The organism is Sulfitobacter mediterraneus (assembly GCF_003054325.1).
Taxonomy (GTDB): domain Bacteria; phylum Pseudomonadota; class Alphaproteobacteria; order Rhodobacterales; family Rhodobacteraceae; genus Sulfitobacter; species Sulfitobacter mediterraneus.
In genome coordinates, this window is sequence record NZ_QBKU01000004.1 from 306,884 (window position 1) to 327,984 (window position 21,101).

Consider the following 21,101-nt stretch of genomic DNA (forward strand, 5'->3'; position numbering starts at 1 on the left):
GGGGGCTGGCCCCCGGCTTCGCTAAGGTGCAGGGCCTTGATGTGGTGATCGAGGATGCGCGTTGGGCGGATCTTGATCTCGAAAGCCTTGCACAAACCGCTGCGCTGGTCACCTTGTCCCACCTCGGGATTGACGCGGCAGGTTGCGAGATGACGGTGCTGGCCTGCGATGATGCCCGCATCACCGTGCTCAACGGCGATTTTCGAGACAAACCAAAGGCCACCAATGTGCTGAGCTGGCCCGCAGAAGAACGCGGCTCAGCGCAGCCCGGCGGTGATCCGTTGCCCGCTTTGCCGGGGCCGGACGGTATGATTGAGCTGGGCGATATCGCCATCAGCTATGATACCTGCGCTGCAGAAGCGACGGCGGCAGACAAGCCGGTGCAGGCCCATGTCACCCATCTGATCGTGCACGGTGTGCTGCATCTGTTGGGTTTTGATCACATCTGCGACCCAGATGCGGCCCTGATGGAGGGGTTAGAGGTCGAAATACTTGGCAAACTGGGTCATGATGACCCATATAGGATCATCCCGGCAGATTGACTGCCCTATCACAAGACAGGACCCAATGGGCGATACAGACGGACCATCTGACGCGGCGCGGCGCGCGCTTCCAGATGAAGGAATGGACCAAGAGACCGAAGACAGCCCCAAACCGGGCGGTTTCTTCTCACGGGTGATCGGGGCGCTGAGCCCTTCCGACAGCGAGATTGAGGACGACATGACCCCGCCTCCGGTGGACAGGGTCTCGGCTCGTGGCATGATGAACTTGCGGCGGATGCGGGTGGATGATGTGGCGGTGCCCAAAGCGGAAATCACCGCTGTGCCGATCACGATTTCCTTGGAAGAGCTGGTCGAGGTTTTCAAGGACAGCGGCCTGACCCGTCTGCCGGTTTATGACGGTACGCTGGACACGCCTGTGGGTATGGCCCACCTCAAGGATCTGGCGTTGCAACACGGGTTCAACGGCAAATCCACCAATTTCGACATGGGCAATATGTTGCGGCCATTGTTGTTTGTGCCGCCCAGCATGACCATTGGCGTGCTGCTGACCAAGATGCAGGCAGAGCGGCGGCATATGGCGTTGGTGATTGATGAATATGGCGGCGTTGATGGTCTTGTGACAATCGAGGATCTGATCGAACAGGTCATCGGCGAGATCGAAGACGAACACGACGTCGACGAAGGCACGTTCTGGAGTGTGGAAAAGCCCGGCACTTATCTGGCACTGGCCAAGACCCCGCTTGAGGATTTTGAAGCCGAGATTGGCCATTCCCTGACCGATCACGAGGCCGTCGACGAAGAAGAAATCGACACGCTTGGCGGCTTGGTGTTCATGCTGTCGGGGCGTGTGCCGACACGGGGCGAGGTGGTTCTGCACCCGGATGGCCCGGAATTTGAAGTGATTGACGCCGATCCCCGCCGTATCAAAAGATTGCGGGTGCGGACCACCGGATCCACCGGATGACCACCCCGCAGGGGGCGTGGCGCAGCTTGATTGTGGCGGCTCTTGTTGGTGCCGCCGCAGGGTTTGGTCAGGCGCCCTATGATCTGCCTGTTGTGCTGTTTGCAGCTTTTGCAGTGGGGTTTTGGCTGGCAGGGCGGCAACAGACCATTCGCAGCGCCGCGCTCTTGGGCTGGGCCTTTGGCACGGGCTACTTCCTTCATAGCTTGCACTGGATCGTCTCGCCGTTTTTGGTGGATGTGCCGCGTCACGGCTGGATGGCCCCCTTTGCACTGGTGTTCATGGCGGCCGGTCTCGCGCTTTTTTGGGGCGCAGCCTTTGCTGGGGCGCGGTATTTGTCACGGGGCACGATCTGGCCTTTGGCGCTGTGTCTGGCGGCGGCGGAGATGATCCGCGCCTATATTTTCACCGGATTTCCATGGGCCACACCGGCGCAGGCCTTGGTTGATGTTGCAGCGGGGCGGGGATTGGCCTTTGTGGGTCCGCATGGGGTCAATCTGGCATTGCTCTTCTGTGCCGCGCTTGCCGTCGGTCTATTCCGCACAGGCCCTGCGCGGTACGCAGGTGTGTTTGGCGCAGGCGCCGCCGCTGCACTGTTGCTGATGCCGCCCTTTGCGCCCACAGCGCAGATGACCGAACACAGCCTGCGCTTGATCCAGCCGAACGCACCGCAAAAAGACAAATGGGATCCGGACAAGGCCTATACGTTTTATTACCGCCAGTTGGAACTGACCGCCGCGCCGCCACATGCATCCGGGCAGGCACCTGACCTGATCATCTGGCCTGAAACCGCGATCCCTTGGGCTTTGCCCTACGGCGAAGAGGCATTGGCACCGATCGCCGAAGCGGCAGGGGAGGCCGCCGTTACCTTGGGCGTTCAACGCACCCGCGATTTGCGGTTTTTCAACTCAATGGTGGTGCTGGATCCGAAAGGCGCGGTGACGCAGACCTATGACAAACATCATCTGGTGCCCTTTGGGGAATACATGCCCTTTGGTGATTTGCTGGCGCGGATCGGCATTCATGGCTTGGCCCCGCAAAACGGGGCTGGATTTTCGGCCGGACCGGGGCCGGAGCTGCTGGATTTCGGAGCTTTAGGGAAGGCCTTGCCCCTGATCTGTTATGAAGCGGTTTTTGCCCATGATGTGAACAGCGCACCCCAGCGGCCTGCCTTCCTGATCCAGATCACCAATGATGCGTGGTTTGGCAAAGGGGCCGGGCCGAAACAGCATCTGGCGCAGGCCCGCATGCGGGCGATGGAACAGGGGCTGCCGCTGGCGCGGGCGGCCAACACCGGCATCTCTGCCATGATTGACCCCTATGGCCGGGTGACAGCGTCACTGCCATTGAACACAGCCGGTTTTGTGGATGCGGTCCTGCCCGCCCCTGCACCTGCGACGCTTTATGCCCGTATAGGGGATCTGCCGCTTGCATTGCTGCTCATTCTGGGATTGGCCGCTGCGGCACTCGGCCGCCGCCGCAGTTAAAGATTGACCCTGCTGGCCTGCCCCGATAAGCCCAACGGACATGCCACAACGGCTTCCTGACGTGGCAGTTTTTTATCTATTGGAGCGCGATATGTCCCGACAGAATTATGTTTTTACTTCGGAATCCGTTTCCGAAGGTCACCCCGACAAGGTCTGTGACCGGATTTCGGACGCGGTTTTGGATGCCTTCCTCAGCGAAGAGCCCGAAGCGCGGGTGGCGGCCGAAACCTTTGCCACCACCAACCGGGTGGTCATCGGCGGGGAGGTCGGCCTCAGCGACAAAGAAAAGCTGGGTCAGTATCTGGACCAGATTGAAGACATCGCGCGGGCCTGTATCAAAGACATCGGCTATGAGCAGGACAAGTTCCACCACGCCACCTGCGAGATTACCAACCTGTTGCACGGGCAATCTGCGCATATCGCGCAGGGGGTTGATGCCTCTGGCGACAAAGACGAGGGCGCGGGCGATCAGGGCATCATGTTTGGTTTTGCAACCGACGAGACGCCCGAATTGATGCCAGCGCCGATCCATTACGCCCATGCGATCCTGCGCCGTTTGGCCGAGGTGCGCAAAAACGGCACTGAACCAACGCTGCGCCCTGATGCCAAAAGCCAGCTGTCTGTGCGGTATGAAAATGGCAAGCCGGTTGGCGTAACGTCGATCGTTCTGTCCACACAGCATGCCGATGAAAGCCAGACCAGCGATGACATTCGCGCGATTGTTGAGCCCTACATCCGCGAGCAGCTGCCCGAAGGGTGGATCACCGATGCGACCGAGTGGTGGGTCAATCCCACTGGCAAATTCGTGATTGGCGGACCAGACGGCGATGCGGGCCTTACCGGGCGCAAGATCATCGTGGATACCTATGGCGGCGCGGCGCCCCACGGCGGCGGCGCGTTTTCCGGCAAAGATCCGACCAAGGTTGACCGGTCGGCGGCCTATGCGGCGCGCTATCTCGCCAAGAATGTTGTGGCCTCTGGCATGGCCAGCAAATGCACGATCCAGCTCAGCTATGCGATTGGGGTGAGCAAGCCATTGTCGATCTATTGTGACACCTTTGGCACGGGCCAAGTGCGCGATGAGGACATTGAAAAGGCGATTGGTGCCACGATGGACCTGACGCCGCGCGGCATTCGTGAACATCTGCAGTTGAACCGCCCGATTTACCAACGCACGGCAGCTTACGGTCACTTTGGCCGCGCACCGCAGGCGGATGGCGGTTTCAGCTGGGAAAAGACCGATCTGGCAGAGGCGTTGAAAGCCGCCGTTTGATCGGCAGATCTAGAGATTTGGAATTAAAAAGGGGCCGCGATTGCGGCCCTTTATCTTTGGTGCGCAGGCCTAATGCGGCATCCGTGCGAAGGGCGAAGGGGGTTTGCGTGGTTCGGTCAAATCGCCATTTGAACTTTCGCTGAGCGGGGTTAGCATTCCGCCAACAAGAGCTTCGCCCTGATAGCGCTCCATCTCGATCAGGAATTCCCACAAGGTCATACAAGAGCTGTCGATGCGGTCAAACTGATCCAATTGCGGTGCGCCTGCGTGTTCAGCGCCGGTGCGCAGATCGCGCAATTGCCGCATCATCCGGCTGACCATGGGTTTGATGTCGCGGGCGCATTGACCTGCAAAGTGCTCCAGTACTTTTTCCACCTCTTGCCGGGCATAGGTCTGAGCCTCGACCGCAATGGTCAGTTTCGATTTTTGCAAGGCGTTGTTGACCGCACGGTGAAAGGTGGCCGAGGACAGCTCGTCCTTGGTGAGGTAATCGGCACAGCCCCAATCCAGTGCCTGCTGCTCAATGTTATCTTGCCCAAGCCCGGTGATCATGATCGTGGCGGTGTTCAGGTTGCGCGGCGACAGGCGCACCAGTTCCAAAGCGTCCAAGCCATTGCCATCGGGCAGGTAGTAGTCAATCAGGATCAGCGAGAACGAGCTTTCCTCTATCCGACTGCGAAAATCGTTCAGGCTGCTGGCGTTGGAGACTGCGCAGGGAAAATCGAGGCTTGAGCAGAACCGGGCCAATCGGTGCCTGTCAAACCGTTCGTCATCCAGAATGAGAACCGCCGTGGGTTGCCCATTTGTGACAGATCCATGGGGCCGCAGGGGCGAGGGGCTGGGCATGGAGTGTCCTTTCAACAAGTTTGGCCGACTATAGGCGTGAGGATATTACCCAAGGCTTAATGCCCCCGTTGCAGCACGGCGCGGGCTTCGGTAAAGGCAGCGCATGACACAGCCAACACGCCCCCGCCGCAATTTCTATGGTCGCCTCAAAGGCAAATCTCTCAAGAAATCCCAACAGGGGTATATTGAGCAAGATCTGGACGGGCTGTCGCCTGGCCCGGTGAGCTGGGAGGACAATCCCGAGCGGACCCCTTTGGATCTGAAGGGGCTGTTTGATGGCAAGCCGGTTTGGCTTGAGATCGGCTTTGGCGGTGGTGAGCATCTGGTGCATCAAGCGGCGCAGAACCCTGATGTGGGGATCATCGGATGCGAGCCTTATATCAATGGTGTGGCGATGCTTTTGGGTAAGATCCGCCGGGCCGGTGTCGGCAATCTGGCGATCCACCCCGGCGACGTGCGCGATATGTTTGACGTGCTACCGCCAGAATCGATTGACCGGGCGTTTCTTTTGTATCCCGACCCATGGCCCAAGGCGCGGCATCACCGGCGCCGGTTTGTGACGCCTGAACACCTTGAACCTTTGGCGCGGGTGCTCAAACCCGGTGCAATGTTCCGTGTGGCCACGGATATTGAGGATTACGTGCGTCAGACCCTGGAGCAGGTACCGCAGTTCGGGTTTGAGTGGCTGGCCGAAGGACCGGAGGACTGGCGGCAGCCTTGGGAGGATTGGCTTTCGACGCGGTATGAGCGAAAGGCCCTGCGCGAGGGGCGGACCCCGCATTACCTGACCTTCCGCAAGACCTGAGCCGATTGTGCGGGCATGGCCCGCATTTGATTTTATTATGCTGATGAGGGGCACTGGCCCCTCAAACTCCCCCAGAGGTTTTCTGGCCAAATGAAGTTTGGGTGCAGCGCCGTTGCGGATGGCATGGACGTGGTTTCATGGCTGCGTTAGAAGCGTTTTGAACAAAGTAAGGACGCTAACATGTCGAGCCACGGTGCCCCCATTCCTATGACTTCTACCGCTTGCGGTCCCTTGACCGGTGTGGCCGAAGTGCCGGGTGACAAGTCGATCTCGCACAGGTCGTTGATTTTGGGTGCGATGGCGGTGGGCGAGACCACGATCAATGGCCTTTTGGAAGGGCAGGATGTGCTTGATACCGCTAAAGCAATGCGGGCCTTTGGTGCAGAGGTGACCGATCACGGCGGCGGGTCTTGGTCAGTGCAGGGTGTTGGTGTCGGCGGGTTTGCCGAGCCGGAGAATGTGATTGATTGCGGCAATTCCGGCACCGGTGTGCGGCTGATCATGGGGGCGATGGCGACATCTCCGATCACGGCGACCTTTACCGGGGATGCAAGCCTCAACGGGCGGCCAATGGCACGGATTACCGACCCTTTGGCGTTGTTCGGGTGTCAGTCGGTTGGCCGCAAGGGGGGGCGTTTGCCGATGACCCTTGTGGGGGCGGCTGATCCGGTTCCTGTGCGGTATGAGGTGCCGGTGCCGTCGGCTCAGGTGAAATCCGCGGTTTTGCTGGCCGGATTGAACACGCCGGGCCAGACCGTTGTGATTGAGGCCGAAGCCACGCGTGATCATACCGAGCGGATGCTGGCCGGGTTTGGTGCAGAAGTAACCGTAGAACAGACAGATGCGGGCCGCGTGATCACACTCACCGGGCAGCCAGAGTTGAAGCCGCAGCATATTGACGTGCCGCGCGACCCATCTTCGGCGGCGTTTCCGGTTTGTGCAGCGCTTATTGTGCCGGGGTCGGATGTTCTGGTGCCGGGGATCGGTTTGAACCCGACGCGGGCGGGTGTCTTTACCACGCTGCGCGAGATGGGTGCGGATTTGACCTATGAGAACGAATGCGAAGAGGGCGGTGAGCCTGTCGCTGATCTGCGGGCGCGGTTTTCGCCGAACCTCAAGGGGATCGAAGTGCCACCCGAGCGTGCCGCGTCGATGATTGATGAGTATCCGGTATTGTCGGTTGTTGCCGCCTTTGCCGAAGGGCAGACTGTGATGCGCGGTGTGAAAGAGTTGCGCGTGAAGGAAAGCGACCGGATTGACGCGATGGCCACGGGTTTGCGGGGCAATGGCATTGAGGTTGAGGATGGACCCGATTGGTGGATCGTCACGGGGCGCGGCCATGGTGAGGTGCCGGGTGGTGCGACCTGTGCCAGCCATCTGGATCACCGGATTGCGATGTCCTTTATGATCTTGGGCATGGCGTCGCAAAAGCCTGTTCAGTTGGATGATGGCGGGCCAATTGCCACGTCCTTTCCGATATTCGAGCCGTTGATGCAGCAGCTGGGTGCGCAGGTGACGCGCAACGCGGGCTGATGACGCTGGGCCGTTTGGTCAGACTGTCCGGAGCGATCTCGCTTGCGCTTTTTCTGGTGTTGGCGGCGTTGTCGAAAGGATGGTTGGAGCCAGACGGGATGCTGATCTTTGACAGCCGGTTGGGCGGGTACTCTTTGGCGGAGGCCGAGATTTATCGGGGGATGCTGGATGCGGGGCAAAAGCAGCTTTATCTGGGCTGGTTTCGATGGCTGGACACCGTGTTTCCGGTTCTTCTGACGATTTGCCTGTCGGGTATTCTGTGGGGGCAAGCGCGCGGGGTGCATCCGGCCATGCGCCTGTCATTGATGGTCATTCCGGCAGCATATTTGGTGATGGATCTGGCCGAAAATGCCTTGGTGGCTGATATGTTGCGCAGCGCGGCGTTGGATGCAGAATCGGTGGCGCTGGCCAGTGGATTTACCATGGCGAAATGGGGCTTTCTGGCGCTGGCATGTGCCATTTGCCTTTGGGCATGGCGCTGGGCGCCAAAACAACGTGCAAGGGGCGGGTCATGACAACAAACGGCTTTACCGTGGCGATTGACGGGCCTGCGGCCTCTGGCAAGGGCACAATTTCCAAGGCGGTCGCGGCGCATTTTGGGTTTGCGCATCTGGACACTGGTTTGCTGTACAGGGCGGTGGCAGGGAAGACCTTGCAGGGGCAGTCTCCGGCAGAGGCAGCGCGCGCGCTGGTGCCGGGGGATCTGGAGCATGACGATTTGCGGCGTCCGTCCGTGGCCCAAGAGGCCAGCCGGGTAGCGGCGATCCCCGAGGTGCGGGCGGCCTTGGTCGATTTTCAACGCAGTTTTGCGGCGCGGGCGGGCGGTGCGGTGCTGGATGGGCGCGACATCGGGACGGTGATATGCCCGCAGGCGCAGGTGAAACTGTTTGTCACGGCAGATGCAGAGGTACGGGCAGAACGGCGTTATGCAGAGCTGTCGGGCAAGGGCATGGATGTGACACCCGAAGAGGTGTTGAAAGACGTGCTGGCGCGGGATGCGCGGGATATGGGACGCGCCGATGCACCGCTCAAACCTGCAGAAGATGCAGTGCGGATTGATACGTCGAATATGGCGATTGCCGATGCGGTGGCGGAGGTTACTGCGTTGATCCAAGGGGTTTTGGACCAGATGCCGGACAAGGGTGCATAGGCGGTTTCTTTGAGGGAACCGGGCCGGGGTTTTGGGAAGCATGCACGCTCAGGCACGGGTGCGGCTGAAAGCGGGTGATTGTTCCGGCCCAAGCGCACAGCGCCGAGGCAGACAATTAGGGCTTTGGCCCTTGCAGTGTTGGGGCATTTGGCCTATACGCGCGTCTGTCTAAGGGGCGGATACAGCTTCGGACACAATTTGCGGGCAGGGTCGGTTTCAACCGGCCCTCTTTCTTTTGTGTTTGATGCCCGCGCGGCGGACCAATTTCATTCCAAGACCGGCGGAGACAACCGCGCGGCCAGTAAACAAGTCTAGATTAGGAAAAATACGCTACATGGCGAATATGATGGACGAGTTTGAAGCACTCTTGAACGAAAGCTTCGAAATGGACACCCCCGAAGAGGGTTCCGTAGTTAAAGGCAAGGTGATCGCGATCGAAGCGGGCCAGGCCATCATCGACGTAGGCTACAAAATGGAAGGCCGCGTTGAGTTGAAAGAATTTGCCGAACCAGGCGAAGCTCCAAATGTTGAAGTCGGCCAAGAGGTCGAAGTTTTCCTCCGTCAGGTCGAAAACTCCCGCGGTGAAGCAGTTATCTCCCGCGAGATGGCCCGCCGCGAGGAAGCATGGGATCGTCTGGAAAAAGCCTATGCCGCAGAAGAACGCGTCGAAGGCGCGATCTTTGGCCGCGTAAAAGGTGGCTTTACTGTCGATCTGGGCGGCGCAGTCGCGTTCCTGCCCGGCTCTCAGGTTGATGTGCGCCCCGTGCGCGATGCGGGCCCATTGATGGGTCTCAAGCAGCCATTCCAGGTTCTGAAAATGGACCGCCGCCGTGGCAACATCGTTGTATCGCGTCGTGCGATCCTCGAAGAATCACGTGCCGAACAGCGTGCCGAAGTGATCGGCAACCTGACCGAAGGTCAGACCGTTGACGGTGTGGTCAAGAACATCACCGAATACGGTGCGTTTGTTGATCTGGGCGGCGTTGACGGCTTGTTGCACGTCACAGACATGGCATGGCGCCGTGTGAACCACCCATCCGAGATCCTGACGATTGGTGAAACCATCAAGGTTCAGGTCATCAAGATCAACAAAGAGACACACCGTATCTCCTTGGGCATGAAACAGTTGCAAGAAGATCCATGGGATCTGGTTGCGGCGAAATACCCGCTGGAATCCTCGCACACTGGCCGCGTGACCAACATCACCGATTACGGCGCCTTTGTTGAGCTGGAGCCGGGCGTTGAGGGTCTGGTGCACGTGTCCGAAATGTCTTGGACCAAAAAGAACGTACACCCAGGCAAGATCGTTTCCACATCTCAGGAAGTCGAAGTCATGGTTCTGGAAATCGACGGTGCCAAGCGCCGCGTTTCCCTTGGTCTCAAGCAGACCATGCGCAACCCATGGGAAGTGTTTGCAGAAACACACCCTGAAGGCACCGAAGTTGAAGGCGAAGTCAAAAACATCACCGAATTCGGTCTGTTTGTTGGCCTGCCAGGCGACATCGACGGCATGGTTCACCTGTCTGACCTCAGCTGGGACGAGCGCGGCGAAGACGCGATCCAGAACTACCGCAAGGGCGACATGGTCGGCGCGGTTGTGTCCGAAGTTGACGTCGAGAAAGAGCGTATCTCGCTCTCCATCAAAGGTGTTGGCGGCGACAAGTTCGCAGAAGCGGTTGGCGGCGTGAAGCGCGGCTCTATCGTGACTGTGAATGTGACCTCGATCGAAGAGGGCGGCATCGAAGTGGAATATGAAGGCATGAAATCCTTCATCCGTCGCTCCGATCTGTCCCGTGACCGTGCAGAGCAGCGCCCAGAGCGTTTCTCGGTCGGTGACAAGGTCGACGTGCGCATCACCAACGTGGACGCCAAGGCACACCGTTTGGGCGTGTCCATCAAGGCCCGCGAAATCGCCGAAGAAAAAGAAGCGGTTGAACAGTATGGTTCCTCCGATTCCGGCGCATCCTTGGGTGATATCCTTGGTGCAGCTCTGAAGGGCGACGAGTGATCTGCTAGATCTCAACGCATAGAATTGAATGGCCCCGCAGCGCATGTTGCGGGGCCATTTTTTTGCGAATCGCCCGGATTTGAAGGTGGGCGCTGGGCGCATTTACCGGGCTGAAAGGGCAAATCGCAGGGTGACCCAGCGGAAAATTGCCTGAAAACAGTGCCTTCTGCCGAAAAAACCCGACAGACGGGCGCAAGGATCACTTCCCGATTGAAAGGTTTCTTCCTATAGTCGTCTTTTAGCAGCAAAAAAACATATAGACGTCTCGGGGGGGATAATTCGATGATCCGGTCAGAACTGATCCAGAAAATTGCAGACGACAATCCACATTTGTACCAACGCGATGTTGAACGGATCGTGAATACCATCTTTGACGAGATCACCAGCGCCATGGCGCAGGGCGACCGTGTTGAGCTGCGCGGTTTTGGCGCGTTTTCCGTCAAGAAGCGAGATGCCAGAGTGGGCCGTAACCCGCGCACCGGTGAGGCGGTCAATGTTGAGGAAAAACATGTGCCCTTCTTCAAGACCGGAAAACTGTTGCGGGATCGGTTAAACGGGAAAGCCTGATGCGTTACGTTCGCTACTTTTGCATTGCCATTTTTGCAGTGGCCCTCATCTCTGTGGCACTGGCCAATCGTGCGATTGTGCCGCTCAAGATTCTGCCCACTGAGGTGTCGCATTGGTTTGCGGTGAACCCGCAGATCGAACTGCCGCTGTTTCTGGTGATCCTTGGTAGCATTGTTGCCGGTCTGTTGGTGGGGTTTGTCTGGGAATGGATCCGCGAATACGGCCAACGTGCAGAAGCGGCGCGGCAAGCCCGCGAAATGCGCCGGCTGGAGCGTGAGGTCGCCCGGCTTAAGGGCGAAAAGCATCAGGGCAAGGACGAGGTTCTCGCGCTGCTCGACGAGGCCAGCTGAGGCCAGCCATGCCTGCACAAGTGAATGTGAAAATCTGCGGTCTGACCGATCGCGCGTCTTTGGACGCCGCCGTGGCGGCGGGGGCGCGCTATGTCGGATTGGTATTTTTCGAGAAATCTCCGCGCCATATTGGCTTGCCCGAGGCGGCAGAGCTGGCCGCCGCGATCCCTGAGGGCATCTGCAAGGTGGCGCTGGTCGTGGATGCGCCCAATGAATTTCTGGACCGTTTGGTGGCCGAGGTGCCGCTGGACATGTTGCAGCTTCATGGCAAGGAAAGCCCTGCACGGGTGACAGAAATCAAAGCCCGTTATGGCCTGCCGGTGATGAAGGCTGTGGGGATTGCCGATGCCAGCGATCTGCCCGCGCTTGAGGCCTATATGCAGGTTGCCGATCAGATCCTTGTCGATGCCAAGCCACCGAAAGAAGCCGTCCTGCCCGGCGGCAACGGGTTGGCCTTTGACTGGCGTTTGATTGCCGGGCGCCGCTGGCCGGTGCCATGGATGTTGGCCGGAGGTTTGACGCCGGACAATGTGGAAGAGGCGATTGCGATGACCGGCGCAAATCAGGTGGATGTGTCATCCGGGGTGGAGCAGGCGCCCGGCGAAAAAGATACATTGAAGATCGCGGCGTTTTGCGGCGCGGCCCATGGCAATTGAGCAGCTGCGCTGCATTTGATCTATTTTTGGATGGGGGGCTTTGCCCCCCAAACCCCCCAGAAGTTTTTCTGGCCAAATGAAGAACGGCCGGATCAGATGGTTTGGTCGTAATCCCCCACGCCCGGCTCGGTGCGGATCACGGCATCCAGATCTTTAAAGATTGCGCGCATTTCGGCTTCTGATGCGGGGCTTTCGCAGACCACCACCAGATTTGGCGTGTTTGATGAGGCGCGGATCAGCCCCCAAGCGCCGTTGTCGAGGATCACGCGGGCGCCGTTGACTGTCACAACGTCTTTGATGGCGCGTCCGGCGATCTGTTCGCCTGCGGCGTGTTTGGCGACAAGCCTGTCCACCAGCCGTGCGAGGATGTCGTATTTTTCGGTGTCGGCGGCATAGGGCGACATGGTGGGCGTGGCCCAGGTTTGCGGCAGGGCCTTGCGCAGGTCGGACATCGACATGTCGGGGTTGCGGTCCATGAGTTTGCAGATCTCGACCGCGACGCGCATGCCGCAGTCATAGCCGCGGCCGATGGGTTCGGCGAGGAAGTAATGGCCAGATTTTTCAAAGCCCGCCAAGGCGCCGATCTCTTTGACCCGGCGTTTCATATGGCTGTGGCCGGTTTTCCAATAGTCGGCTTTGATCCCGTGTTTTTGAAGCTCGGGGTCCGAAGCAAAGAGGCCGGTTGATTTTACATCTGCCACAAAGGTGGCGTTGGGGTAGAGTTTGGCCAGATCGCGGGCCATGATCACCCCAACCTTGTCGGCGAAGATTTCTTCGCCTTCGTCATCCACCACGCCGCAGCGGTCGCCATCGCCGTCGAAACCCAGCGCGAAGTCGGCGCCGGAGGCTTTGACCGAGGCGCTCATGTCGTGGAGCATTTCCATGGCTTCGGGGTTGGGGTTGTAATGCGGAAAGGAGTAGTCCAGCGCGTTATGGCTTGGCACCACTTCAACGCCGAGGCGTTCGAACAACTCAGGTGCGAAGGCGGAGGCGGTGCCGTTGCCCGTGGCGCAGACCACCTTGAGCTTGCGGGACATTTTGAAATCGCCAACCAGATCGTCGAGATAGGCCTCGCGCACGCCGTGGACGAACTCGTAGCCACCACCGCTTTGGGGTTTTCCTTCGCCATTCAGCACAATGTCGCGCAGTTCTGCCATTTCATCGGGGCCGTGGGTCAGGGGGCGTTCAAAGCCCATTTTGACCCCGGTCCAGCCGTTTGGATTGTGACTGGCCGTGACCATGGCCACGGCAGGGGCATCCAGGTGGAACTGCGCGAAATAGGCCATGGGCGATAGGGCAGGGCCGATGTCTTTGACGTGGATCCCGGCCTGCATCAGCCCCAGCATCAGCGCGTTTTTGATCGACAGGGAATAGTCGCGATAATCATTGCCAACGGCGATCACCGGCTCAATCCCGCGCCGCTGCATCTGGGTGCCAAGGCCGAGGCCGAGGGCGGTGATGCCGGGCAGGTTGATGTCATCTGGGTATTTCCAGCGGGCGTCATATTCGCGGAACCCCGTGGGGGTGATCATCGCATCGCGCAGGAATTCCCAGGTGTTCTGGGTCACGGTTGGTGCCGGTTTTGTCACGTCAGATCTCGCAAATTGGGTCAATTAAAATGTCATGGGGTGCTGTTTGGCCAGCGCGTCAAACTTCATCAGTGTGGCGATCAGATCAGGCATCTGGTCGAGATAGATCATATTGGGGCCGTCGCTGGGCGCGTTGTCCGGATCTTCGTGGGTTTCGATGAAAACAGCCGCCACACCGATGGACACTGCCGCACGGGCCAGCACGGGGGCAAATTCGCGTTGCCCGCCCGATGAGGTGCCTTTGCCGCCGGGGCTGGCAACGGCGTGGGTGGCGTCCATCACCACGGGATAGCCGGTTTGCGCCATTTGCGGCAGACCGCGCATGTCGGTCACCAATGTGTTGTAGCCAAAGGCGGTGCCGCGTTCGGTCAGCAAGATTTTCTCATTGCCGGTCGATTTGATCTTGTCGACGATATTGCTCATTTCCCAAGGGGCGAGCCATTGGCCCTTTTTGACGTTCACCGCAGCGCCGGTGTTGCCTGCGGCCAGCAGAAGGTCAGTCTGGCGGCACAGGAAGGCCGGGATTTGCAGCACATCCACGGCATCGGCGGCGATGGCGCATTGGGTATCTGAATGTACGTCGGTCAGGACTGGCACATCCAGCGCCTTGCCTACCGATTGCAGCACCTTGAGGCCTTGATCAATGCCCAGACCCCGCTTGCCAGACAGGGACGTGCGGTTGGCCTTGTCATAGCTGGCCTTGAAAACGTATTGCGCTCCGGCGGCGGCGCAGGCCTCTTTCATTTTGCCCGCGATCATCTGTGCGTGGTCTTCGCTTTCGAGCTGGCAGGGGCCGGCGATCACGGTCAGGGGGCGATCATTGCCGACAATCACGTCACGGATGGTTACTTGGGTCATGAGGTTACCTGTTCTCTGAGGATGGAGGCTGTCAGGGACAACATCAGGTAGATGCCTGCAAAGATCAGGAAAGCCAAGATCGTGTTCTCAAATCGGCGGGGATATGTCGGCTCTTGCGGGGCGACGGGTTGCACCGCGACGGTGAGGTAACGCACCTGGCGGTTGGCTTCGGTCCGGGCTTGTTCCATTGCGGTTTGTGCTGATTGCAGCACCATATCCGCAGCAGCAAGATCGGCCTTGGCCAATTGCATGGTGACCGCTTGCTTGGCCAGAGAATTATCCCCTTCGGTGGCGGAGTTCATTTTCACGTTCAACTTGGCAAGCTGTTCCTTGAGGCGGCGCACATCGCTGCGGGCACCGTCGACTTTGGCCTTGTTGGGGCGCGGGTTGTCCAGAAGCGCCGACAGGGCCAGTTCTTTTTCGATCAACAGCCCCTCATAGGTGGTGATCTGGGCGCGGATCGCGACGATCTCGGCTTCGGGGTCCACGCCGTTTTCGATTTGTAGACGGATCAATGCCTCTTGACTGTCGCGGCGGTTTTTCTGCGCGGTTTCAAAGCCGGTGAGGGCGTCGCGCATCCCGTCTTCGCGCTTTTGCTTGGACAGCTCATTAACTCGGTCTTCGGCGTATTTCAGCAAGCTTTCGGAAAAGGCGGCGGAGACCTGCGGATCGGCGGCGATCACCTCCATACGGATCACGCCTTCGGTGGGATCATAGCCGATTTTGACGTTCTTTTTGTAGACTTTATAGGCCTCTTCGTTGGTTGGGTTTGCAGTCAAGCGTTGCACCACGTCTATAGAGTCATCCGAGAAATGGTCCTTGAACCCGGTATCTTCGTTCAGGCGCAGCATTGCATCCTTGGATTGCAGATAGGCCTGCGTTGCGATGCTGTCGGCGCTGTTGGCAAATTGGGTGGGCAGGATGCCGCCAAACGGGCTGGCGCCGCCGCCGCCCTCGCTTTGGATGATCAGGAACTGGCTGTTGGTGGCATACATCGGCGAGGCGATTTTGTAGAAATAGATCCCGGCGATCAGCGTGGGCAGGATCACAAAGGCAGCGAGGCGGGCCAGCAACAGGCCAAGTTTGCGGCGTCTGCGCAGGGTGATGTCGCGCTGAATTTGCGAAATTTCATGCTCGCGCCGTTCTGCCGGAGAAAGCTGTTCGGTGGATGGCAGCGTGTTGGCCCCCGCGGGCATGGTTTGCGGCAGCTGAATGCGGCCGCCTTTGGCATTGGGTTGTGGCGCGTTTGCAGGCGGTTGCGGGCTACCGGCTGGGTTGGCGGGGGGTTGCCCGTCAGTGTTTGGCACCACCAGTTCAAGCATGTTGGAGCGTTGGAACGGGTCGATGCCCTGTTCACGCAGCAGGCGCACCGCGTCAAAATCGGAGGTGGGGGCAAGCCCGTGTTTTTGGGCCACCCGGCGGGCCATGCGCAGTTGCCGTCCGGTGAGACCTTCGCGGCGGATCGCGTCGATGTCTGTCTCGCCGCCCGGTTGTTGGCTTGGCGCGGCGTCTTGTTGTGGCGCAGTTGGCGCGGCGGCCTCGGGCGGAGGGGCATGACGGGTCTGTTGCGGTCCGCGGGGTTGAGCGTGATCGCCCGCTGGTGCCCGCTGCGGCTGCGGGGCGGCGGCTTGTGTGGGGGCGGGCTGTCGGGGCGGCGCGGCTTGGGGTGCCTCGCGATGAGGGGCGGCTGGGCGCGGTGGCTCTTGGTGCGCGGGACCGGAGGGCGGCACGGCGCGGGGCGCTGCATGCGCGGCAGCGCGGCGTTGCAGTGCAACGGGCGGCTCTCCGTATTGATCCGGGGCTTGCGGGCGCTGCACATGCTCCGGCGTATCGGCATGCTGGCTATGCGTGGGTGAGGCGCTCCGCTTGATGCGGAATTTTCTAGCCTTGGGTTTCGTAGTCATAGAGCTGTTTCGCTTCTTCCAAGGTGTCAAACATATAGAGTTTGCCGCCCAACAGGACGGCCGCCGAGCGGGCAAATTTTTCCAAGGTCTGCGCCTGATGCGAGACAATGATGATCGTGGTTGTGCGCAGGCGTTCCTGCAGGATTTCACCCGCTTTGCGGTTGAACTCCATATCGGTGGTCGACGGCATACCTTCGTCGATCAGGTAGATGTCAAAATCCAGCGCCAGCATCAGCGAGAATGTGAACCGCGACCGCATGCCAGAGGAATAAGTGCCGAGTGGTTGGTCAAAATATTCGCCCAACCCACAAAGCCATCGGCAAAAGCTTTCGACATAATCGGGGTCCAGACCATAGAGCCGGGCGATGTATCGGGCATTTTCCATGGCCGAAACCTTGCCGACAACGCCGCCCATGAATCCCAGCGGAAAGGAGATGTTGCACCTGCGCCGGATTTCGCCCTCATCGGGTTTCTCAAGGCCCGCCATCATATTGATAAGAGTGGATTTACCGGTGCCGTTGGGGGCCAGAATGCCCAGAGAATTACCCAATTCCACGCGAAAAGACACATGGTCAAGAATGACCTTGTGCTGCGATCCCGTCCAAAAGGACTTGGATACATTCTCAAACTCCAGCATGCCCTGCTCCGGTGCTGCCTGTTATTGGGCCTGTCCCCCCTTAGCAGAGGTGTCTTAAAGGCCTGTTTACCGATTTTCCCCGCATTATGTCGCATTTCTTTTGAAAAGTACAACGCCGCGAGTGGGTTGCGCGGATCACTGTTGCTCGGAATGCCTGCGGTGGCCGATCTGATTGGTATCAGGGCAACAATCTTGTGGTTTCTCCAGTTCCAGCGTGCTGTGCCCGACGCCAAATTTTGCAGACAATTGCTGCTTTATTGTTTGACGCAAAGCGCCGGGATCGGCCTGCGCATCATGTACGATATGGGCATCAAGGGCGGTGTCATGTTCGCCCATCATCCACAGATGTATATGATGAACAGAGATCACGCCGGGGGTCTGCTCCAATGCGGTGATCACCTCTTGAATGTCCAGATGCGGCGGGCTGCCGAGCATCAGAATACGGATCACCTTGGGCATCTCGGTGGCCGATTGCCACAATATGTAACCGGCAATCAAAAGCGTGGTCAGCGGATCAACCCAATGCCAGCCGAACAGGATCACCAAAGTGCCTGCCAGAATGACCGCCACAGATCCCAGTGCATCCGCCAGATTGTGCAAAAACGCCGCGCGGATGTTGATGCTGGATTTCGACAACCGGTAAGTCAGCGCGGCTGTTGCCAGATCAATGGCCAGTGCGATGCCAGCGACAAAAACGATAATCCATCCGGTGACTTCAGAGGGTGTGATGAAGCGCAAGACAGCTTCGTACAGCAGGTAAAAGCCGACGACGATCAATGTGGTGTAGTTGATCAGGGCGGCAACCGCCTCGATCCGGTCATAGCCAAAGGTCATGCGTCCATCCGCAGGGCGGCGGGCAATCTTGCGGGCGGCAAAGGCGATGATCAACGCAATCGCATCAGACAGGTTGTGCAAGGCATCTGCGATCAGGGACAGGCTGCCCGCGACGATGCCGCCAATGATCTGCGCAATCGTCAAGCCAAGGTTCAAAGCGACAGCAAAGGCAACCTTGCTGTCGCCACTATTGGCGTGAATGTGTTGATGTTTATGAGCCATCGGTTTCCGGCAATTGGGGGGCAACACTCACGCAACTGCCTGCCAGGCAAGACCCGCAATCATGGCACCGATCAGGGCAAAGCCGAGGTAGGCCATGAAGACCCGCGGTTTGACCAAGGCCCAGACCGCGATGGCCGCCGGAATGCAACTGACCCCGCCTGCAATAACAAAGGACATCGCCGCGCCTTGGGTCATGCCTTGGGCCAACAGCGCGTCCACCAGTGGCACGGCGGCATAGCCGTTCAGATAGGCAGGTGCGCCCACCAATGCACCAAGCAGGATCGGCATCACCCCCTCACCGCCCAATACGGAGGCAATCATCTGAGCCGGAATATAGTGCAGCATCAGCGCCTCGATCACATAGGCCAGCGTCAGCCACTTGAAGAGAAACAGCGCATTTTCGCGGGCGGTTTCGGAAAACACCGCGCGGCGGTCCGGCTCGGGCCAGAACTTCCAGACGGTTTGGCCAGAGAACGGTTTCTGCACGCCGCAGCAGCCGCCAACACTGGGTCGTTCCTTCAACGGATCGGCAAACAGCGGGGTATTCGCGGCCAGCATGACCCCAAATCCGCCCAACATCCCGATGCCGATAGCAGCGATGGTTTTGGCCAGCGCAAAGTCAAACCCCAAGGTGCCAGAGGTGATAGCGAACATCGCAGGATCCATCAACGGCGAGGCCAGCCAGAACGCCATCACCGCGCCTAACGGCGCCCCGACGGCCAGCAACGCGGCGATAAAGGGGATGACCTCGCAGGAACAGAAGGGTGACAATCCCCCCAGCAGCGCCGCCATCACGATCATGCGCGCGGGGTTGCCCTCAAACGCGCGGGCCAGCAGGTTTTCCGCGCCACTGGCCTTGAGGTACGCCACTGCAAAAACGGCAAAAAGGATAAACGGCGCGGTGCCAGCCAAGGCCTTGGCGGCGAATGTCACCGTGGGGATGAATTGCGGCCAGTCGAGCAGCGCAACCAGCGCCAGCAGCAGGGCGGTTACGCCCCAAGCGCCAATTTTTAGGCGACTGATCGGGGTTTGGCTTTGGGTTGTGTCAGCCATGATTGTGTTCCTCGCATGGGCTGCCCGCGTCTGCGCAGCATTCGGTCAGCAGAAAATGGGACAGCGCCTGCACCTCTTCATAGGCAACAGCGGCGCAGATGGTGCTGCGGCCTTGACGTTCTTGTTTCACAAGACCAGCAGCGGCCAACAGTTTGAGATGATGCGTTAGAGTTGATCCGGTCACGCCGGTGCGATCCCCAAGCAGCCCAATGCTCAACCCGTCAGGGCCAGCCCGCACCAACGTGCGCAGTACCATCAGGCGTTGTTCGGAGCCAAGCGCGGCGAAGCTGGCAGCGGCCAGCGTGAGGGGCGGGGTTTGTGGAGAATCAATTTTCATATTTCTAGAAATATAGAAATGAATGGCTGACGCAAGGTTTATTTCGATAATTTTCGAAATGAATATGCGGGGCGTCTCTCTTTGAGCTTGGCGCGGCGGCGGCATCGGCTATCCTGCGCCTATGACAGACATCCGCGCGCCCCTACGCCGCTGCACCCTATGCAGCGATCGTTTTGCCGCCACGGCAACGGGCCATCAGCCGCGTCCGGTGGTCTGGTTCGCGCCGGAGGCCCGGATCTTGATCGCGGGGCAGGCGCCGGGGCTGCGCGTTCATGAAAGCGGCAAGCCGTTTTGGGATGCCTCAGGCACCCGTTTGCGCGACTGGATGGGGCTGGACGAAGACACCTTCTATGACCAATCGAAACTGGCCATCCTGCCGATGGCGTTTTGCTTTCCCGGTTACAACGCCGGTGGCAGTGACCTGCCGCCGCCGCCGATCTGTGCCAAGACGTGGCGGGCACAGGCATTGAACCTATTGCCGGATATCCGGCTGACTTTGCTGATTGGCGGCTATGCAATGAAATATCATCTGCCGGATTATATATCGGTGCGCTTATCCGTCGCGGGGTGGCAGGACCACCCAAAAGGCGTCTTTGCCTTGCCTCATCCGTCGTGGCGCAATACCGGTTGGCTGAAGAAAAATCCGTGGTTCGAGGCAGACGTGGTGCCGCGACTGCGGGCCGCTGTGACCGAGGTGCTCCATGACTGACCTGACCCCGCTGGACGAGGCGCATGCCGCAATGACCGCTGCGCCCGATGACGATACGGCGCGCCTGCGGTTTTACGAGCGGATCGCAGATGTTGAGCTGTTCATGTTGCTTGAGGCAGAACCGGTCGGGGATCAGATCAATCCGATCTTGCTGGAGGATGCCTATGTCGTGGTGTTCGACCGCGCGGCGCGTCTGGCGGCCTATGTGGGCGAGGCCGCGCCCTATGTCGCCCTATCGGGGCGGGCGATTGCCGGAATGCTTGAGGGGCAGCCCTTGGGCATGGCCGTGAATATCGGTGTGGCCCCGTCCGAGATATTGTTGCCTGCGGGTGCAATGGAATGGCTGCGCGATACGCTGGCCCATGAGGCCGGTGAGGTGGAGGCCAAGATTGAGGCGCTGCTGCCGCCCAAGGGTCTGCCCGAGACATTGATCGCTGCGATTGATGCCAAATTGGCGACCGCCACGGGCATGGCGGCTGGGGCGTTTTTGGTGGCGGTTGATTATGCGGGCGGCGGACGCGGGCATTTGCTGGCCTTTGTCGGGGCGATCCCGCGGGCGCAGGATGCACTGGTGCGGGCAGCGTCCGAGGCGCTGACGTTTTCAGGGATCGAAGCGGGGGCCATGGATGTGGGCTTTTTCGCGCCAAACGACCCGACGGTTGAAAAACTCGCCAAAGTGGGTCTGCGCTTTGACTTGCCGCAAGGGGAGGGTTTGCAACATACGCCGCGCATGCCGCCGGGCAGTGACCCCTCTAAACCCCCTATTTTGAAATAAACCTCTCTGTTATCCTTCAGATATTCACCGCCCCGTCACATCGG

At 59.4% G+C, this 21,101-nt stretch carries 21 protein-coding genes, 1 pseudogene and 1 riboswitch; of the genes and pseudogenes, 14 read left to right on the forward strand and 8 right to left on the reverse strand.

Annotated elements, in window-relative coordinates; translation table 11 throughout:
- Positions 1 to 26: 26 nt before the first annotated feature.
- From ybeY to metK, 4 genes are all read left to right on the forward strand, one after another.
- A complete protein-coding gene (gene ybeY / locus C8N31_RS08870) occupies positions 27 to 542 on the forward strand; it encodes an rRNA maturation RNase YbeY (protein WP_025049820.1) in 516 nt (171 codons plus the stop codon).
- Between the two features lie 25 nt (positions 543 to 567).
- A complete protein-coding gene (locus C8N31_RS08875) occupies positions 568 to 1,467 on the forward strand; it encodes a hemolysin family protein (protein WP_025049821.1) in 900 nt (299 codons plus the stop codon).
- A complete protein-coding gene (gene lnt / locus C8N31_RS08880; RefSeq protein WP_037918979.1) occupies positions 1,464 to 2,951 on the forward strand; it encodes an apolipoprotein N-acyltransferase in 1,488 nt (495 codons plus the stop codon). Before C8N31_RS08875 ends, lnt begins: the two co-directional genes overlap by 4 nt.
- A 37-nt stretch (positions 2,952 to 2,988) precedes the next feature.
- Positions 2,989 to 3,038, forward strand: a riboswitch (SAM-SAH riboswitch).
- A 4-nt stretch (positions 3,039 to 3,042) separates the two neighbouring features.
- On the forward strand, positions 3,043 to 4,224 hold the full coding sequence (metK, locus tag C8N31_RS08885) for a methionine adenosyltransferase (RefSeq protein ID WP_025049822.1): 1,182 nt from the start codon (positions 3,043 to 3,045) through the stop codon (positions 4,222 to 4,224).
- A 69-nt stretch (positions 4,225 to 4,293) separates the two neighbouring features.
- Here metK and C8N31_RS08890 read toward each other — a convergent pair whose 3' ends face one another.
- On the reverse strand, positions 4,294 to 5,070 hold the full coding sequence (locus C8N31_RS08890) for a response regulator (protein ID WP_025049823.1): 777 nt from the start codon (positions 5,068 to 5,070) through the stop codon (positions 4,294 to 4,296).
- Positions 5,071 to 5,173: 103 nt separating this feature from the next.
- Between C8N31_RS08890 and trmB the strand changes: the two genes are divergently transcribed.
- From trmB to C8N31_RS08935, 8 genes and pseudogenes are all read left to right on the forward strand, one after another.
- Positions 5,174 to 5,875: a tRNA (guanosine(46)-N7)-methyltransferase TrmB gene (trmB, locus tag C8N31_RS08895; protein ID WP_025049824.1), complete on the forward strand. Its 702-nt coding sequence runs from the start codon at positions 5,174 to 5,176 to the stop codon at positions 5,873 to 5,875.
- Between the two features lie 180 nt (positions 5,876 to 6,055).
- Complete coding sequence (gene aroA, locus C8N31_RS08900; RefSeq protein ID WP_025049825.1) at positions 6,056 to 7,408, forward strand: 3-phosphoshikimate 1-carboxyvinyltransferase; 1,353 nt, start codon at positions 6,056 to 6,058, stop codon at positions 7,406 to 7,408.
- Positions 7,408 to 7,923, forward strand: coding sequence for a hypothetical protein (locus tag C8N31_RS08905; RefSeq protein ID WP_025049826.1), 516 nt, complete (start codon positions 7,408 to 7,410; stop codon positions 7,921 to 7,923). Before aroA ends, C8N31_RS08905 begins: the two co-directional genes overlap by 1 nt.
- Complete coding sequence (locus C8N31_RS08910) at positions 7,920 to 8,558, forward strand: (d)CMP kinase (RefSeq protein ID WP_025049827.1); 639 nt, start codon at positions 7,920 to 7,922, stop codon at positions 8,556 to 8,558. Before C8N31_RS08905 ends, C8N31_RS08910 begins: the two co-directional genes overlap by 4 nt.
- A gap of 346 nt (positions 8,559 to 8,904) precedes the next feature.
- Positions 8,905 to 10,566: a 30S ribosomal protein S1 gene (gene rpsA / locus C8N31_RS08915; RefSeq protein WP_037908180.1), complete on the forward strand. Its 1,662-nt coding sequence runs from the start codon at positions 8,905 to 8,907 to the stop codon at positions 10,564 to 10,566.
- Between the two features lie 258 nt (positions 10,567 to 10,824).
- Positions 10,825 to 11,133: pseudogene (ihfB, locus tag C8N31_RS08925) on the forward strand (integration host factor subunit beta); the annotation flags it as partial.
- Entirely contained in the window at positions 11,133 to 11,483 is a 351-nt protein-coding gene (locus C8N31_RS08930; RefSeq protein WP_025049831.1) for a LapA family protein, read from the forward strand. The pseudogene ihfB and the gene C8N31_RS08930, both read left to right, overlap by 1 nt.
- A gap of 8 nt (positions 11,484 to 11,491) precedes the next feature.
- Positions 11,492 to 12,139, forward strand: coding sequence for a phosphoribosylanthranilate isomerase (locus tag C8N31_RS08935; RefSeq protein WP_025049832.1), 648 nt, complete (start codon positions 11,492 to 11,494; stop codon positions 12,137 to 12,139).
- Between the two features lie 92 nt (positions 12,140 to 12,231).
- Here the strand turns inward: C8N31_RS08935 and C8N31_RS08940 are convergent, their stop codons facing one another.
- From C8N31_RS08940 to C8N31_RS08970, 7 genes are all read right to left on the reverse strand, one after another.
- A complete protein-coding gene (locus C8N31_RS08940) occupies positions 12,232 to 13,728 on the reverse strand; it encodes a phosphomannomutase/phosphoglucomutase (protein WP_025049833.1) in 1,497 nt (498 codons plus the stop codon).
- 24 nt (positions 13,729 to 13,752) lie between these two features.
- Positions 13,753 to 14,586 carry a 3-deoxy-8-phosphooctulonate synthase gene (gene kdsA / locus C8N31_RS08945; RefSeq protein WP_025049834.1) on the reverse strand — a complete coding sequence of 278 codons (834 nt, stop codon included), beginning with the start codon at positions 14,584 to 14,586 and terminating at the stop codon, positions 13,753 to 13,755.
- Positions 14,583 to 16,490 (reverse strand): KpsE/RkpR family capsule polysaccharide export protein, encoded by a 1,908-nt coding sequence (locus C8N31_RS08950; protein ID WP_025049835.1) that lies wholly within the window; start codon positions 16,488 to 16,490, stop codon positions 14,583 to 14,585. Before C8N31_RS08950 ends, kdsA begins: the two co-directional genes overlap by 4 nt.
- Entirely contained in the window at positions 16,468 to 17,127 is a 660-nt protein-coding gene (locus C8N31_RS08955; RefSeq protein ID WP_025049836.1) for an ABC transporter ATP-binding protein, read from the reverse strand. Before C8N31_RS08955 ends, C8N31_RS08950 begins: the two co-directional genes overlap by 23 nt.
- 135 nt (positions 17,128 to 17,262) lie before the next feature.
- Complete coding sequence (locus C8N31_RS08960; RefSeq protein ID WP_025049837.1) at positions 17,263 to 18,183, reverse strand: cation diffusion facilitator family transporter; 921 nt, start codon at positions 18,181 to 18,183, stop codon at positions 17,263 to 17,265.
- Between the two features lie 27 nt (positions 18,184 to 18,210).
- Complete coding sequence (locus tag C8N31_RS08965) at positions 18,211 to 19,236, reverse strand: permease (RefSeq protein ID WP_025049838.1); 1,026 nt, start codon at positions 19,234 to 19,236, stop codon at positions 18,211 to 18,213.
- Positions 19,229 to 19,573, reverse strand: a complete 345-nt coding sequence (locus C8N31_RS08970) for an ArsR/SmtB family transcription factor (protein ID WP_025049839.1) — start codon at positions 19,571 to 19,573, stop codon at positions 19,229 to 19,231. The genes C8N31_RS08965 and C8N31_RS08970 overlap by 8 nt, the downstream gene beginning before the upstream one ends.
- Before the next feature lie 121 nt (positions 19,574 to 19,694).
- Between C8N31_RS08970 and C8N31_RS08975 the strand changes: the two genes are divergently transcribed.
- Together C8N31_RS08975 and C8N31_RS08980 are read left to right on the forward strand one after the other, a co-directional pair.
- Entirely contained in the window at positions 19,695 to 20,282 is a 588-nt protein-coding gene (locus tag C8N31_RS08975; protein WP_025049840.1) for a uracil-DNA glycosylase family protein, read from the forward strand.
- On the forward strand, positions 20,275 to 21,057 hold the full coding sequence (locus C8N31_RS08980) for an SseB family protein (RefSeq protein ID WP_025049841.1): 783 nt from the start codon (positions 20,275 to 20,277) through the stop codon (positions 21,055 to 21,057). Before C8N31_RS08975 ends, C8N31_RS08980 begins: the two co-directional genes overlap by 8 nt.
- Positions 21,058 to 21,101 lie beyond the last annotated feature (44 nt).

Coding starts and splice junctions, on each gene's coding strand:
- C8N31_RS08875 (WP_025049821.1), top strand. CDS start 568: ATGGGCGATACAGACGGACCATCTGACGCGGCGCGGCGCGCGCTTCCA.
- lnt (WP_037918979.1), top strand. CDS start 1,464: ATGACCACCCCGCAGGGGGCGTGGCGCAGCTTGATTGTGGCGGCTCTT.
- metK (WP_025049822.1), top strand. CDS start 3,043: ATGTCCCGACAGAATTATGTTTTTACTTCGGAATCCGTTTCCGAAGGT.
- C8N31_RS08890 (WP_025049823.1), bottom strand. CDS start 5,070: ATGCCCAGCCCCTCGCCCCTGCGGCCCCATGGATCTGTCACAAATGGG.
- trmB (WP_025049824.1), top strand. CDS start 5,174: ATGACACAGCCAACACGCCCCCGCCGCAATTTCTATGGTCGCCTCAAA.
- aroA (WP_025049825.1), top strand. CDS start 6,056: ATGTCGAGCCACGGTGCCCCCATTCCTATGACTTCTACCGCTTGCGGT.
- C8N31_RS08905 (WP_025049826.1), top strand. CDS start 7,408: ATGACGCTGGGCCGTTTGGTCAGACTGTCCGGAGCGATCTCGCTTGCG.
- C8N31_RS08910 (WP_025049827.1), top strand. CDS start 7,920: ATGACAACAAACGGCTTTACCGTGGCGATTGACGGGCCTGCGGCCTCT.
- rpsA (WP_037908180.1), top strand. CDS start 8,905: ATGGACGAGTTTGAAGCACTCTTGAACGAAAGCTTCGAAATGGACACC.
- C8N31_RS08930 (WP_025049831.1), top strand. CDS start 11,133: ATGCGTTACGTTCGCTACTTTTGCATTGCCATTTTTGCAGTGGCCCTC.
- C8N31_RS08935 (WP_025049832.1), top strand. CDS start 11,492: ATGCCTGCACAAGTGAATGTGAAAATCTGCGGTCTGACCGATCGCGCG.
- kdsA (WP_025049834.1), bottom strand. CDS start 14,586: ATGACCCAAGTAACCATCCGTGACGTGATTGTCGGCAATGATCGCCCC.
- C8N31_RS08950 (WP_025049835.1), bottom strand. CDS start 16,490: ATGACTACGAAACCCAAGGCTAGAAAATTCCGCATCAAGCGGAGCGCC.
- C8N31_RS08955 (WP_025049836.1), bottom strand. CDS start 17,127: ATGCTGGAGTTTGAGAATGTATCCAAGTCCTTTTGGACGGGATCGCAG.
- C8N31_RS08960 (WP_025049837.1), bottom strand. CDS start 18,183: ATGGCTCATAAACATCAACACATTCACGCCAATAGTGGCGACAGCAAG.
- C8N31_RS08965 (WP_025049838.1), bottom strand. CDS start 19,236: ATGGCTGACACAACCCAAAGCCAAACCCCGATCAGTCGCCTAAAAATT.
- C8N31_RS08970 (WP_025049839.1), bottom strand. CDS start 19,573: ATGAAAATTGATTCTCCACAAACCCCGCCCCTCACGCTGGCCGCTGCC.
- C8N31_RS08975 (WP_025049840.1), top strand. CDS start 19,695: ATGACAGACATCCGCGCGCCCCTACGCCGCTGCACCCTATGCAGCGAT.
- C8N31_RS08980 (WP_025049841.1), top strand. CDS start 20,275: ATGACTGACCTGACCCCGCTGGACGAGGCGCATGCCGCAATGACCGCT.